Source organism: Cyanobium sp. ATX 6F1, assembly GCF_024346315.1.
Taxonomy (GTDB): Bacteria; Cyanobacteriota; Cyanobacteriia; order PCC-6307; family Cyanobiaceae; genus ATX-6F1.
Window position 1 is genome coordinate 41683 of record NZ_JAGQCS010000009.1, and the last position, 13767, is coordinate 55449.

The window sequence follows — 13767 nt, forward strand, 5'->3', positions numbered from 1 at the left end:
GAAGAGCCGGGAATCAGACGCAGCCGTGCCGTGGGAACACTGAAGCGACGACGACGCCCTTGGGATGACGACAAACCGGCCGCCCCGGCTGATGGAGCGGTACAGACAGGAACTTGTGGTGCGTCACTACGCCAGGCGCACGGTGAAGACCTACGAGCAATGGCTGAGACGCTTCCTGCATTTTCACCAGATGCGCCATCCGCGCGAGATGGGCAGCGCCGAGGTGAAAGCCTTCCTCACCCATCTGGCGGTCGATCTGCAGGTGAGCGCGTCGACGCAGAACCAGGCATTGGCAGCACTGTTGTTCCTGTACCGCGTGCTGCTGGAGAGAGATGTGGAACTTGATGGCGTGGCACGGGCGCGAACGAAACAACGTCTACCGGTGGTGCTCACCGTGGAAGAAGTACGCGCCGTGCTGAGACGGCTCAGCGGCGCTGAGGCACTGGTAGCGGGACTCCTGTATGGCAGCGGACTGAGGCTGCAGGAGGCGCTGCGCCTTCGCGTTCATGATCTGGATTTTGGGCGCCATGAACTGATGGTGCGCTCCGGCAAGGGTGACAAGGATCGCAGAGCGCTCCTGCCATCAAGCCAGACTGCTGCCCTTTGGCAGCACCTGAATGGCTTGCGCCAGATTCACCAGGCCGATCTTGCCTCAGGCTGGGGCCGAGTTCTTCTGCCCCATGCTCTGGCCAGAAAGTATCCCAACGCACCAGTGGAATGGGGCTGGCATTGGGTGTTCCCGCAGCACAAGCGCTGGCGCGATCCAGCCACAGGCCAGGAAGGTCGACATCACCTGGATCCTTCGTTGATCCAGAAAGCAGTCCGGCGGGATGTAATGGCGGCGGGCATCAGCAAACCAGCTACATGCCACACCCTCCGCCATTCATTCGCGACCCACCTTCTCGAACGCGGGCAGGACATCCGCACGATCCAGGAATTACTCGGTCACAGCGACGTGAGGACCACCATGATCTACACCCATGTACTGAACCACGGCACACTCGGCGTTCGAAGCCCGGCTGATCTTCTGTAACCTGACGAACAGTTGGTTCTCAGACCCGGCTAAAGGTCAGAACAAGCCGCGAAGGCCCCTGTGATCGGTAGGCCTGAAAGGGATCTAAGCTCCTACAGGGCAGGGCACTATGGTTTTATGCGGTTGAATAGGGAGCATGTAGAAGGGACCAAGGACCCGCCCAATTATTGTTGGGCATTCCTCTAAACCTCAGTAAGCCCGCTCGACACGTGAGGTTGCAAAGCCCCAAAGCATCGCGATAATGCAAGAGCAATAGCGCAGTTCGTACGATCATGTTGTCCAAGGCTGATCAATTCCCTTGCCATCCATAATGAAGAGAACCAATTATGTCCTCATAGATTACGAGAGTGTTCAACCCAGCCAGCTTGAGCTGTTAAATAGAGATGGCTTTGTCGCCTATGTCTTTGTGGGAAAGGTGCAGACAAGACTCTCATTTGAGACCGTGTCTGCTATTCAAGACCTTGGTGAGCGCGCAAAGTACATAAAGATCTCCGGTGCGGGGCCCAACGCCCTTGACTTTCATATTGCATTTTACATAGGACAAATTGGCGCAACCGATGCAGATGCTTTCTTTCATATCATATCTAAGGATAAGGGTTTTGATCCGCTAATTGAGCACTTAAGGGAGCGAAAGGTGTTTGCGGTCCGGAGCGAGACGATTGGCGAAATTCCCATTATTCGAGCATCAACGGCAAAGACCCCGAAGGAACGCATGGGGCTGGTTGTTGATCGATTAAAATCCGGAAACTCAAGACCTCGGACGCTGGCTTCTCTAAGCTCTTCAATAGACGCTATCCTCTTCAAGCAGGTTGGGGAGCCAGACGTACAAGCCGTGATTGACCAGATGGTCAAGGCTGGATTCGTTACACTGACGGATGAAAAGGTTTCATACAAGCTCATCATGGATTCCTAATACTGCGATCCACCTAAGTCGCCTCCATCAGAAGTCCTGTTTCAGCATTTACTCCTTGCGGCCAGGTGATCGCGAACGTTCGAAGGATGTGGCGACCTTGAAGGGCCCCAGCAAGGCAGCGTTGCGTCGCCGTAGCCAACAGGCTACAGTTGGTGGATGGTTGAGGTCCGCCAGACAGAGCGGTTCGTCCGATGGCTTGCGGGTCTCCGTGATCTGAGAGCCCGGGCGAAGGTTCAGGCCAGGATCGAGCGCCTCATCGGCGGCAATCCTGGTGACGTCAAGCCCGTTGGGGCTGGCGTGTCGGAATTGCGGATCAACTACGGCCCTGGATACAGGGTCTACTACCTGCAGAAGGGAACCGAGTTGATCATCCTTTTGGCTGGCGGAGACAAGAGCTCACAAGCCAAGGACATTGATGAGGCTCTTCTGTTGGCAGACAACCTGACAGAGGAGACCTGATGAAAACCACGACCATCCCGTACGACGTTGCCGAGCAACTCCGAACACCTGAGGAGATGGCGGCCTACCTGGAAGCCTGCATCGAGGAGGCGGATGGAGATGCTGCCTTCATTGCCAAGGCCCTGGGCGATATTGCACGGGCCCAGGGGATGACCCAGGTGGCCAGAGACTCAGGACTTTCCCGGGAGAGCCTCTACAAGGCTTTGTCTGGAGAGCGCAGCCCTAGCTTTGACACCATCCTGAAGGTGGTCACGGCTCTGGGTCTGAAGTTGAGCGCGAGTGTGAGAAGCGAAGAGGAGCTGACTTGAGCTCTGCTGGCGATGCAAAGGTCCGCAATGGTTGCCTGTTGAGAAGCGACACCTTCGAAAAAGCGTTAGGCCCACCTGAAGACTGCTTGTTTAGTCGAAGTTGACGGCCGGACTTTCCGTAGCTACGATAAAGCGTGCAGTTCGATTTCGACCCTGGCAAGGACGCGACCAACCTGAGCAAGCACGGCCTCTCCTTGGCGGCCGCAGCTTAGCTCAGCTGGGATGCAGCACTCGTCTGGATTGATGACCGGGCTGACTATGGAGAAGTAACGATGATTGCCTTGGCTCCAATTGGAGACATACTCTTATTTGTAGCCTTTGTAGAACGCGAGCCAGCAAGGAGAATTATTAGCCTACGCAGAGCCAATTGCCGTGAGGTCAATCACTATGTCAGAGCCATTAAGGAAGGTCAACCTGAAGATGCCGACACTTGAGGAGGATCAGTTGATTACAGAGGCAGCGGAATCAGATCCTGATGCCCTTCCGCTTACAGACGAACAGATGAGCGCGATGGTCCCCATGCGAGTGCTGCGCGGCCGTCCAAAGTTGGCATATAAAAAGCAGCTGGTTTCAATCCGATATAGTCCTGAAGTTATTGACTATTTCAGAGCTTCTGGAGCTGGCTGGCAAGCCCGTATGGATGCTGTGCTTAAGGAATATGTCGAAGCTCACGCCACTGTCGATGCGAAGGGTGCCTAACATCAAGATTCAGAAGACGTGACCGGAGGCTGTCTCCTTTGCCAAAGCGACTGCCCGCTTCTGATCTTGAGCGTTAGGCGGTCAGCAACCCCACATCACAATCCGTCACCCAGGATTGTTCCTACTACCAGTGATCGCCGCCTATTAATGCCTGAAAGGCTGATCTCATGCAAGCTCACTTTGCCGTCAAAAGCGCCATAGGACCACAGAGGCCATCGTTGCAAGCGCCCCGCTCGTGTGACATCGATCACAACGGACCGTGTCATTCGTCTGCGGTGTCTGGCATGGCTGCGCCTAGCTTTCGCTGGAAAGGTGCCGATCGGATCAGCAGATCAACCAGCAGAGAATGGCGCGTCGATGGTTGGCTTTGCTGTCGCTGCTTCTGGGGCTTGCCTTGATCCTCGGGCTTGCCCTTGCGGTCAACGGGCGTTCACACCAGCGCGAGTACTGGATTCAAGCGGAGGAGATCCTCTGGGACTACGCCCCCTCCTATCCCATCAACAGGATGATGGGGATGCCCTTCAGAGCTGAGGAGAACACCTTCGTTGAGCGACGAGCCGGGCGGATCGGCCGGGTCTACCGCAAGGCGGTCTTCCGCTCCTACAGCGCTGGCTACGGCGCAATTCTTGACGGCCCCAGGGGAGTGCAAGAAGCCGAACCTGGTGCTGATGCATCGCCTCTGCGCAGGCCAGGATCCCGTGAGGAGCACCTGGGGAACCTTGGCCCGATCCTGCGCGCGGAGGTTGGGGACACCCTCGTTGTTCATCTGCGGAATCAAACCCGCTTCCCGGTGAGCCTTCATCCCCACGGTGTTCTCTACGACAAGGCCAGCGAAGGTTCGCCCTATGCCGATGGGTCTTCGCCAAAAGATCGTACGGATGATGACGTGCCACCAGGTGCTTCCCACACCTACCAATGGCAGGTTCCAGAGCGCGCCGGCCCTGGGCCCGCTGATCCAGATTCCATCGTGTGGCCCTACCACTCCCACGTCAACGAAGTGGCCGACACCAGCGCCGGATTGGTGGGACCGATCATCATTCACAGGAAAGGCCAGCTGGATGAGAATCGCAGGCTTCCCAAGGGAGTGGATCATGAATTCGTGGGGCTTTACGCCATCACCGATGAAAACCAGAGCCTGTTCCTAGATTCCAATATTGCTGAGTTCATCAACAACGAATCCATCGACCGCAGCGATGAGGAGTTCATCGAAAGCAACCTCATGCATGGCATCAATGGCTTCGTCTATGCGGATCTTCCTGGACTCACCATGCGGCAGGGCGAGCATGTTCGCTGGTATCTGCTGGCGATGGGAACGGAAACGGACCTCCACACGCCCCACTGGCATGGCTCAACACTGCTGGAGAATGGCCGGCGCATCGACACCACCGACATCTTCCCCGCCACGAGCCGAACCCTGGACATGGTCCCTGATGTGCCCGGGGTGTGGATGATGCACTGCCATGTGAACGATCACATGGTGGCGGGGATGCAGGCCCTGTTCCGAGTGGATCCCCGCTGACGCTGAACCGAGCCATTGCCTCTCCGGCGTCCTGATCCAGTTCAGCCATCAGGTCTGCCTGATTCCCCAGCCCGCCGTGTTGAATTTCGCCTACGGCTCCAACATGCTCGTTCGACGTCTGCGGGAGCGCGTCCCCTCGGCGATGCCCCTGGGGCGGGCCGTGCTCCGGGGCTACGAGTTGCGCTGGCACAAGCGCGGCAAGGACGGCTCCGGGAAGTGCGATGTGTGGGCCACGGACCGGGCGGAGGCGCAGGTCCATGGTGTGCTCTTTGAACTGGCCGCCACCGAGAAGCCACGGCTGGATCACGCCGAGGGGCTTGGCGTCGGCTACGACGACCAGGTGATCGAGGTGACATGCAACGGCCACATCCTCCAGGCCCAGGTGTATGTCGCCACCCCCACCCACATCGACCCTTCGATCCAACCATTCAGCTGGTATCGAGCGCTCGTGCTCGCCGGCGCCCGCGAACACAGGCTGCCACCCGCCTACATCCAAGGGATTGAGGCCGTTGCCGCCATCCACGACCCGGACCCTGAGCGGCAGGCCATCCATGACGCCCTGATCCGGGCCGCTCAACCCTGGCTGGAGGCCGACCTGCCTTGATGGGCACCACCCCAAGGCACCGGCCTACCTGCGGCAAACCTGAGCCCTAGTCTCCGGCCATGGGAGGCCCGCCATGAAACCGAGCCCAGCGGCGAACGCCGCACCGTCGGGCCAACTGCTCTCGATCCTCGGGGTGGGCTTCGGCATCGCCGGGGCGGTGGGGGGCTCGATCGGCGCCGGCATCCTGCGCACCCCCGGTCTGGTGGCCGCCCAGCTGGGCAACGGACCATTGATCCTCGCTGCCTGGGCGCTCGGGGGGCTCTATGTGCTGCTCGGGGCCCTGGCCGTGGCGGAGCTGGGGGCAGCGATGCCCCGGGCCGGTGGCTGGACGATCTACGCCCGCCGCGCCCTGGGGGATCAGGCCGGCTTCGCCGTTGGCTGGATCGACTGGATCGGCCATTGCGCTGGCCTGGCCTGGGTGGTGGTCACCATCGGTGCCTACACCACCGCCCTGATCCCCTCCATCCCCCTCCATGGCACCGGCATCGCCCTGGTGGTGCTGTTGCTCTTTGCCCTGATCCAGCTGATCGGCCTGGAGGCCGGCCGGCTCAGCCAGGAGCTGCTCAGCCTTGTGAAGGCCCTCGCCTTCCTGGCCCTGATCAGCGCCTGCCTGCTGCTCAGCCCGGGCCATGGCCCCGAGCTGGCCGGGGCCGGTGGGCCGTCGCCACCGGCGGGCGCAACAGCCCTGGTGGTGGCGGCGGTGTTCGCCCTGCAGGCCGTGATCACCACCTACGACGGCTGGCAGAGTCCGATTTACTTCGCTGAAGAATTCAACGAACCCGCCCAGGACCTGCCCCGCTCGGTGATCGGCGGGCTGCTGGTGGTGATCGCTCTGGTCCTGCTGGTGAACCTGGCCCTGCTGAAGGTGTTGCCGATCGCGGAGCTGGCCGGCTCCGATCTGCCCCTGGCCGATGCCGCCAGAACCCTGTTCGGGCCGCTCAGCGGCCGGGTGATCCTGGTGCTGGCGCTGATCTCCTCCCTGGGCCTGGTGAACACCTCAATCATGTGTGCGCCCCGCATCCTGTTCGGCCTCAGCCGCGACGGGCTGTTCCTCGGCGCCTTCGCCCAGGTGCGCCCCAGCGGCACCCCCGTCAACGCCCTGATCGCCACCACCCTGCTGACGGGCCTGCTGGTGCTGTTCGCTGATTTCGAGCGCCTGCTGGGGGTGGCGGCGCTGCTCTACGTGCTCCTGTATCTGGCCGGCATGGTCTCGATGCTGGTGCTGCGCTGGAAGGAGCCTGAACTGCCGCGGCCCTTCAAGGCCCCGGGCGGGATCTGGGCCGCCGCCATCGTGGCCCTGGGCTCGATGGCCTTCCTGGTGGCCGCCTCCTTGAGCGACACCACCAACAGCCTGCTGGCCCTGGCACTGATCGCCCTGAGCCTGCCGCTGCAGTGGGCCCAGCGGCGCTGGGGCTCGGCGGCCCCCGGCCAGGGGGCCTGAGCGGTGAAGCCCGACGCCCACCCAGCCATCGACGCCGGCACGCTGCACCGGCTCACGGCCTTCAGCGACGACCCGGCCGGTGGCAACCCCGCCGGGGTCTGGAACGGGCCGGCCCTGCCGCCCGTGGAGGCGATGCAACAGCTCGCCGCCGAGTTGGGCTACTCGGAAACCGCTTTCCTGGCGCCGCTGGTTGGAGACGAGCGCACGATCCGCTACTTCAGCCCCAGCTGCGAAGTGCCCTTCTGCGGCCACGCCACCATCGCCAGTGGCGTCGTGCTGGGAACGTCGAGCGGCATGGGCACCTACCGGCTGCAGACCCCCGTGGGGCTGGTGCCCGTGAGCGTGCGCCTGGAGAACGGCCGCCCCGTGGCCGCCCTCACCTCCGTCGAGCCCCGCCAGGAGCCCGCCAGCACCGAGCTGGTGGCGGCGGTGCTGGCCTGCCTGGGCTGGGGCGCCGGCGAGCTCGACCCCGAGCTGCCGCCCCTGAAGGCGTTCGCCGGCTCCTGGCACCTGGTGCTGGCGGCCCGCCATGCCGGGCGACTGGCGCGGCTCGACTACCCCTTTGAGGTGCTGCGGGAGCTGATGCTGGCCGAGGGGCTGCTCACCCTGCAGCTGATCTGGCGCGCCCAGCCGGCCCTGTTCCAGGCCCGCAACCCCGCCCCCAGCTGCGGCCTACGCGAGGACCCCGCCACCGGATCGGCCGCCGCCGCCCTCGGCGGCTACCTGCGCGCCCTGGCTCAGGTGCCCCCCGGCGGGCGGATCACGGTGCTGCAGGGGGAAGCGATGGGGCGCCCCAGCCGTCTGGAGGTGACCATTCCGGCGACGGGCGGCATCGTGGTGAGCGGCACCGCCGTGGCGCTGACCACGCCTTAGATGGGCTCCAGGTCTCCTGGACGGGGTCTTTAGCCTGGGCCCGACCCAGCGGAACGGCCATGACCGGTGACAGCCCGAGCCGGAACTGGTGGCAGCGCAACTGGCCCTGGGTGGTGCCCCTGGGCTGCGCCGGCAGCCTGGGGTCGGTGCTGGGCTTCATCGCCCTGCTGGTCTTCGGCGTGTTCGGCCTGATGAAGTCTTCCGCTCCCTACAAGGAAGCCCTGGGGCGGGCCCAGGCCGATCCGCTGGTGCGCAGCCGCCTGGGGTCACCCCTCCAAGGCGGCCTGTTCCTCTCCGGCCAGGTGAGCACGAACGGCGCCGGCGGCAGCGCCAACCTGGCGATCCCGATCAGCGGCCCGAAGGGCTCGGGCACGCTGGTGGTGCAGGCGCGCAAAGCCCGAGGGGAGTGGACCTACTCCACCTTGGAAGTGCAGCCCGACGGTCCCGGCGCCCCCATCAAGTTGATCGGGGATGCGCTCTGACCCTCGCCGTTTCAGGGGCCGAAGGCCATGCTCCGGCGCTTGATCGATGGCCCACTGGATCGTCCGCTCGTGGATCAAACCCCGACGCTTTCGGCAACAGGTGATGGCTCCTCCATGGAGAGCTGAATGCCATCGCCGCCCTGATCGGTTTTGTTGAGATCAGCCACCGGTGTGCCACACACGGAACAGGGGCGCATTGGATAACTGTTGAAGGGAAAACGCGGCGGCAGAAAGGGCACGATGCCGCGCTCGCGATCGAAGCGAATCATGCCGATCGTGCCGTCGTGGGCCACCACCAGGGCGGTGCGGCCCAGCTGCCGCTGGCTACGCGCCCAGCTGCCGTCGTTGTAGGTGGTGATGTGGCAGGGCGCTGCCGGATCACCCGGTGAAGCGGGGGGCGATTCGAAGCCGGTGACCTCGGGGATGTGGGTGTGGCCGTTGATCAGCCCATGGAGCTGCTGGCCGGCGCGGTTCTCCCGGAACAGGTGCTGGGTCATCAGCCGCTTGTGCACGCGGTCATGGCCGGTGCGGGTCTTGATCGCCCGCTCGAGGGCGAAGGCCAGCGAAAACTCCGACGACTCCAGCCCCCTTGCCGCCGGTACCGGCCAGTCCCAGGGCTGAGCCAGCAGCTCCACAGCACTCTCAAGAATCGCCTCCGGATTCCAGCTGGCCAAAGGCGCACTGGGCCGTAGGGCCTCAGCGGCGGAGCGGAACAGGCCGATCAACTGGCTGTAGTGCTCCGTGAGGCGTGTGAGCTGAGAGGCCAGGCTCTGGTGGAAATGGATCACTCCGTCGTATTCGTCGCCATGGCGCACCAGCAGGCGCCGGCCATCCGGGGTGGTGTAGAGATCCTCGCGGCGAATGGCGAAGAACTCAGTTTCCAGACCGGTGTACTTGCGCAGATAAGCGTCGTGGTTGCCGGGCACATAAACCACCTTCACGCCTGAGCGGCTGAGATCACGGAGATCGCGAAGCACCTGCAGGTGGGTGTGGCGCAGCAGTTTGCGGCTGCCGAAGACGCCCTTCTCGAGCGGATCAACAGAGCCGGCTTGAAAAGCCCGATCGACGCTGGCCGCCAGGAAGGATTCACTGACGTTGGCATTGATGCGAATCGCCTCCAGGTCGATGACATCGCCCACCAGATAGAGCACCTGGGGGCGAATCAAGGCCAGAAAGCGACTCAGCTCCTTGGCCTCGCACTGATTCGATCCCAGATGCAGGTCGGAGATGAACAGGGCGGCACAATCGAGCACGACAGATCACCGCTTGGTTGTTCACCTTCCCTTAACCTTGAAAGGCCTCAGGCGCGCGGAACTTAGGCCCTGCCGTACAACGATCGCAACCCCTCTTCACTGGCCGGCGCCACACCGCGCTCGGTGATCAGGGCCGTCACCAGCCGCGCCGGGGTGACATCGAAGGCGGGGTTGAAGGCGCCGCTGCCCTCGGGCGTGAGCGAAAGAGTGCCGATGTGGGTCACCTCGCGGGCGGAGCGGGCCTCGATCGGGATCTCGGCCACGCCGTCGTCGATCGTCCAGTCGATGGTGGAGGCGGGCAGGGCCACGTAGAAGGGCACGCCGTTATCGAAGGCTGCCAGGGCCTTGAGGTAGGTGCCGATCTTGTTGCAGACATCCCCCGTGCGGGTGGTGCGGTCGGTGCCGACGATCACCGCATCCACCAGGCCGTGCTGCATCAGGTGGCCGCCGGCGTTGTCGACGATCACGGTGTGGGGCACACCCTCGCGGCCCAGCTCAAAGGCGGTGAGGCTGGCGCCCTGGTTGCGCGGACGCGTTTCATCCACCCACACATGAATCGGGATCCCGGCCCGGTGGGCCTTGTAGATCGGCGCCAGGGCGGTGCCCCAATCCACCGTGGCCAGCCAGCCGGCATTGCAGTGGGTGAGCACGTTCAGGGGTTCCCCCTGGCGTTCGGCCGGGCGGGCGGCGGCGATCGCCTGGAAGATCGCGAGCCCGTGGTCGCCGATCGCCTCGCACATGGCGACGTCTTCATCAGCGATGGTGGCGGCCTCCAGCGCAGCGGCGGCGGCCCGCTGGGTAGGCGGGAGCGGCGCCACCCGATCACGCACCCGCTCCAGGGCCCAGAGGAGGTTGATGGCCGTTGGACGGGTGGCGTTGAGCTGCTCGAAGGCAGCGGCGAGCGAGGCATCGCCTGGATCCGCCTGCAGGGCCAGCATCAGGCCATAGGCGCCGGTGACCCCGATCAGCGGTGCACCGCGCACCACCATGGTGGCAATAGCCTCGGCGGCCTGATCGAGCGTGGCGAGCGAACGGGTTTCGAAGCGGTGGGGCAGCTGGGTCTGATCGATCACCCCCACCGAGCAACCGCCCTGCTCCAGCCAGATCGTGCGCCAGGCCTTGCCGTCGATGTTCATGGTGGAAGAAGGGGAGCGTGACGATCATCCCAAGCCGCTGGAGGGCTCACTTCAGCAGACCTATCTTCTGCCAAACGCGCCAACCTTCCCGTCATGGCCACCAATCCCATCACCTGGTTCGAGATCAACGTGTCTGACATGGAGCGGGCCAAAGCGTTCTATGGGGCCGTGTTCCAGGTGGAGTTCGAGGACCTCTCGAATCCGGGCATGGCCTATTGGTGCTTCCCGATGGACGACACAAAGGCAGGGGCTGGCGGCGCGCTGATGCAGATGGAGGGCTGTGAGCCCGGCAAGGGCGGCACGATGGTGTATTTCAGCTGTGGGGATTGCGCGGTGGAGGAAAGTCGCGTGGTGCCAGCGGGCGGCCAAGTGTGCCGAGCGAAAATGGCCATCGGCGAGTTCGGCTTCATCTCGGTGGTGCTCGACACGGAAGGCAACCCCATCGGCCTGCACTCACTCGCCTGAGGGCTGGCCTGACTCGGAGCCGTTCCAGCTTCAGCTGTGCTCCCGCAGAAAGCCGATGGTGCCCTGGAGTTCCTCGGCGAAGCGGTCGATTTCCTCAGGCTTGGTGGTGAATCCCAGGCTGGCCCGGGCCGATCCGGCCAGGCCGTAGTGGCGGTGCAGGGGCTGGGTGCAGTGGTGGCCGCTGCGAATGCAGATGCCCGCGGAATCCAGCAGGGCGGCGATGTCGTTGGCGTGCAGGCCCTCCACCGTGAACGCCGCCAGGGCGGCGCGATCCGGTTGTTGCTCGGGCGTGGGGCCGAGGATCCGCACCCCCTCGATCGCCTGCAACCTTGCAAACAGCTGACGGGTGAGCTGTTGCTCCCAGGCGTGGATGCGCTCGAGCCCCAGGCCGCGTAGATAGTCGAGGGCCACACCCATGCCGATCGCCTCACCGATGGCCGGTGTGCCCGCCTCGAACTTGTGCGGCAGCGACGCCCAGGTGCTGGAGCCCAGCTGCACCTCCTCGATCATCTCGCCGCCCCCCAGGAAAGGGGGCATCGCCTCCAGCAGTGCCTCGCGTCCCCACAAAAAGCCCATGCCCGTGGGCCCGCACAGCTTGTGGGAGGAGCCCACCAGGAAATCGGCGCCGAGATCGGCCACGTTCAGCGGCAGGTGGGGGAGGCTCTGGCAGGCATCCACCAGCACCAACGCACCGGCGGCGTGGGCCAGGCGGGTGATCTCGGCGATCGGGTTGAGGCAGCCGAGGGTGTTGCTCACCTGCACCAGGCTCACCAGCCTCGTGCGCTCCCCCAGTTGGGCCTTGAAGTCGTCGAGATCCAGCTCCCCGGTGGGGGTGAGCCCCACATGGCGCAGCACGGCGCCCGTGCGGGCCGCCAGCAGCTGCCAGGGCACCAGGTTGCTGTGGTGCTCCATCACCGACAGCAGAATCTCATCGCCGGGGCGGATGTTGACGTCGCCCCAGCTGCGGGCCACCAGGTTGATCGCCTCGGTGGCGTTGCGGGTGAAGACGATCTCGTGGGGGCTGGCGGCACCGATGAAGGCCGCCGTCTTGGTGCGTGCCGCCTCGAAGGCTTCGGTGGCACGGCCACTCAGTTGGTGGGCGCCGCGGTGCACGTTGGCGTTGTCATGGCCGTAGTAGTGCTGCAGGGCCTGGAGCACCTGACGGGGCTTCTGGCTGGTGGCGGCGTAATCGAGATAGATCAGCGGCTCCCCCAGGCAGGCCACCTGATCGAGCAGCGGGAAATCCGGACGCGTCAGCAAGGCCAGGTTCTCGGCCGGCTCGATCGCGGGGATCAGCGGTGGGAGGGCCAGGCTGGTCATGGCCGCCGCTCCGGAGCGCTCAAAGCAGAGCCCGGCTGCAGCACCCTCGCCAGGGGCTCCCAGACGGCGGCGGCCGCGGGAAGACCCTTGAGCACTTCGGCGCAGAAGCCGCGCTTGAGCAGGCTGGCGGCGAGCTCGGCGTCGATGCCTCGGCTCTGCAAATAAAAGAGCTCATCGAGCTGCAGCCGGCTCACGGTGGCGCCATGGGCGCAGCGCACGTCGTCGGCGACGATCTCCAGCTCGGGCTTGGTGTCGATCCGGGCCAGGTTGGAGAGCAGCAGGTTGCGGCTCAGCTGGGCGGCGTTGGTGCGCTGGGCCGCCCGGGGCACGCGCACGGCACCATTGAAAATGCTGCGGCCGTGGTCATCGGCGATCGCCTTGTGCAGCTGCTCGAGGCTGCCATCGGGCCCCTCGAAGCGCACCCAGGCGTGGGTGTCCGCCACCTGATGCTGCTCCGCCAGCTGCAGGCCCGCCAGCTGGGTGTGGGCCGCGCCGCTCACCTGGCTGATGCGGGGCTCCAGGCGCGAGAGCGCCCAGCCGCGGGAGGCACTGGTGAACTGATAGCGGCTCTGGGGTTCCTGCTCCACGGCCAGATGGGCCAGCAGGCTGGCCGGGGCCTCCCCGAAGGCCAGCAGACCGTGGTTGACCGCGGCCTTACGGCCCAGATGCAACTCAAGAATCAGGCTGGTGAGGCTGGCGGCCGAGCCCAGCAGCACCTGGGTGAGCTCCAGCTGGGCCTTCTCCTCCACCAGCAGCAGCACGCGCAGGGGGAGCACCGCCTGTTCGTTGCAAGCAGCACTGACGAGTTCCAGTTGAACGGGCTCACGCCCGCTCACGCGCAGGGCCAGGCAATCGCCGGCGCTGGCGTGGTTGAAGGCCACGGGCCAGTGGTGCTCGGCGCCGACGGCCGCCAGGGTGTGGCCCAGAGCCTGGCTCAGCTCCAACGGCGCCAGGGGGCGCAGGCCGGGCGGCAGTTCAACCCCAGCGAGGGGATCGCCGCGGCCATCGAGCCAGAGGCGCGTGACCCCAGGGGCCACCGGGGGCAGGTCGACGGGAACCGGCGTGGCGCCGGCATCCCAACGGGGAGCCAGGGCCGTCAGCGCCCCCAGATCGGTGAAGCGCCAATCCTCCTGCTGCCGGCGGGGCAGGGGCAGGGCCGCCAGGGCCGCGCGACCCCGCCGCTGCACCTCCGCCAACGCACCGGCTGCGGGCGGCAGTTCCTGAAGCAGGCGCCCACTCCAGGTCTCGGTCGCCAGCGCCAT

Annotated in this window: 15 protein-coding genes and 1 pseudogene; 12 read left to right on the plus strand and 4 right to left on the minus strand. The window is 64.6% G+C overall.

Going from position 1 to position 13767, the window contains the following annotated elements; genetic code table 11:
- The first annotated feature begins 64 nt into the window (after positions 1-64).
- The 11 genes and pseudogenes from KBZ13_RS12950 to KBZ13_RS12995 all read left to right on the plus strand — a co-directional run bounded on the left by KBZ13_RS12950 (position 65) and on the right by KBZ13_RS12995 (position 8331).
- Positions 65-1033: an integron integrase gene (locus KBZ13_RS12950; protein WP_255009754.1), complete on the plus strand. Its 969-nt coding sequence runs from the start codon at positions 65-67 to the stop codon at positions 1031-1033.
- Between the two features lie 310 nt (positions 1034-1343).
- A complete protein-coding gene (locus KBZ13_RS12955; protein WP_255009755.1) occupies positions 1344-1946 on the plus strand; it encodes a PIN domain-containing protein in 603 nt (200 codons plus the stop codon).
- A 156-nt stretch (positions 1947-2102) separates the two neighbouring features.
- The gene (locus KBZ13_RS12960; RefSeq protein WP_255009757.1) at positions 2103-2405 is read left to right on the plus strand and encodes a type II toxin-antitoxin system RelE/ParE family toxin; all 303 of its coding nucleotides are present in this window, start codon (positions 2103-2105) and stop codon (positions 2403-2405) included.
- Positions 2405-2713, plus strand: coding sequence for an addiction module antidote protein (locus KBZ13_RS12965; RefSeq protein WP_255009759.1), 309 nt, complete (start codon positions 2405-2407; stop codon positions 2711-2713). The genes KBZ13_RS12960 and KBZ13_RS12965 overlap by 1 nt, the downstream gene beginning before the upstream one ends.
- Before the next feature lie 230 nt (positions 2714-2943).
- Positions 2944-3147 (plus strand): annotated as a pseudogene (locus KBZ13_RS15825) (BrnT family toxin); the annotation flags it as partial.
- The gene (locus tag KBZ13_RS12970; protein ID WP_255009761.1) at positions 3134-3412 is read left to right on the plus strand and encodes a BrnA antitoxin family protein; all 279 of its coding nucleotides are present in this window, start codon (positions 3134-3136) and stop codon (positions 3410-3412) included. The pseudogene KBZ13_RS15825 and the gene KBZ13_RS12970, both read left to right, overlap by 14 nt.
- A 361-nt stretch (positions 3413-3773) precedes the next feature.
- Positions 3774-4931 carry a multicopper oxidase domain-containing protein gene (locus KBZ13_RS12975; RefSeq protein WP_255009763.1) on the plus strand — a complete coding sequence of 386 codons (1158 nt, stop codon included), beginning with the start codon at positions 3774-3776 and terminating at the stop codon, positions 4929-4931.
- 76 nt (positions 4932-5007) lie between these two features.
- Positions 5008-5535 carry a gamma-glutamylcyclotransferase family protein gene (locus KBZ13_RS12980; protein ID WP_255009766.1) on the plus strand — a complete coding sequence of 176 codons (528 nt, stop codon included), beginning with the start codon at positions 5008-5010 and terminating at the stop codon, positions 5533-5535.
- A 73-nt stretch (positions 5536-5608) separates the two neighbouring features.
- Entirely contained in the window at positions 5609-6976 is a 1368-nt protein-coding gene (locus KBZ13_RS12985; RefSeq protein ID WP_255009768.1) for an APC family permease, read from the plus strand.
- Positions 6977-6979: 3 nt separating this feature from the next.
- Complete coding sequence (locus tag KBZ13_RS12990) at positions 6980-7849, plus strand: PhzF family phenazine biosynthesis protein (protein WP_255009770.1); 870 nt, start codon at positions 6980-6982, stop codon at positions 7847-7849.
- A gap of 59 nt (positions 7850-7908) precedes the next feature.
- A complete protein-coding gene (locus tag KBZ13_RS12995) occupies positions 7909-8331 on the plus strand; it encodes a cytochrome c oxidase assembly factor Coa1 family protein (protein WP_255009772.1) in 423 nt (140 codons plus the stop codon).
- Positions 8332-8405: 74 nt separating this feature from the next.
- Here the strand turns inward: KBZ13_RS12995 and KBZ13_RS13000 are convergent, their stop codons facing one another.
- Both KBZ13_RS13000 and mtnA read right to left on the minus strand, forming a co-directional pair.
- Positions 8406-9584 carry a UDP-2,3-diacylglucosamine diphosphatase gene (locus tag KBZ13_RS13000; RefSeq protein ID WP_255009773.1) on the minus strand — a complete coding sequence of 393 codons (1179 nt, stop codon included), beginning with the start codon at positions 9582-9584 and terminating at the stop codon, positions 8406-8408.
- A gap of 62 nt (positions 9585-9646) precedes the next feature.
- On the minus strand, positions 9647-10720 hold the full coding sequence (gene mtnA, locus KBZ13_RS13005) for an S-methyl-5-thioribose-1-phosphate isomerase (RefSeq protein WP_255009775.1): 1074 nt from the start codon (positions 10718-10720) through the stop codon (positions 9647-9649).
- Between the two features lie 93 nt (positions 10721-10813).
- Here mtnA and KBZ13_RS13010 point away from each other — a divergent pair, with 93 nt between their 5' ends.
- Complete coding sequence (locus KBZ13_RS13010; RefSeq protein ID WP_255009777.1) at positions 10814-11185, plus strand: VOC family protein; 372 nt, start codon at positions 10814-10816, stop codon at positions 11183-11185.
- A 30-nt stretch (positions 11186-11215) separates the two neighbouring features.
- Here KBZ13_RS13010 and KBZ13_RS13015 read toward each other — a convergent pair whose 3' ends face one another.
- Positions 11216-12505 (minus strand): SufS family cysteine desulfurase, encoded by a 1290-nt coding sequence (locus KBZ13_RS13015; RefSeq protein WP_255009779.1) that lies wholly within the window; start codon positions 12503-12505, stop codon positions 11216-11218.
- The gene (gene sufD, locus KBZ13_RS13020) at positions 12502-13767 is read right to left on the minus strand and encodes a Fe-S cluster assembly protein SufD (protein ID WP_255009780.1); all 1266 of its coding nucleotides are present in this window, start codon (positions 13765-13767) and stop codon (positions 12502-12504) included. The genes KBZ13_RS13015 and sufD overlap by 4 nt, the downstream gene beginning before the upstream one ends.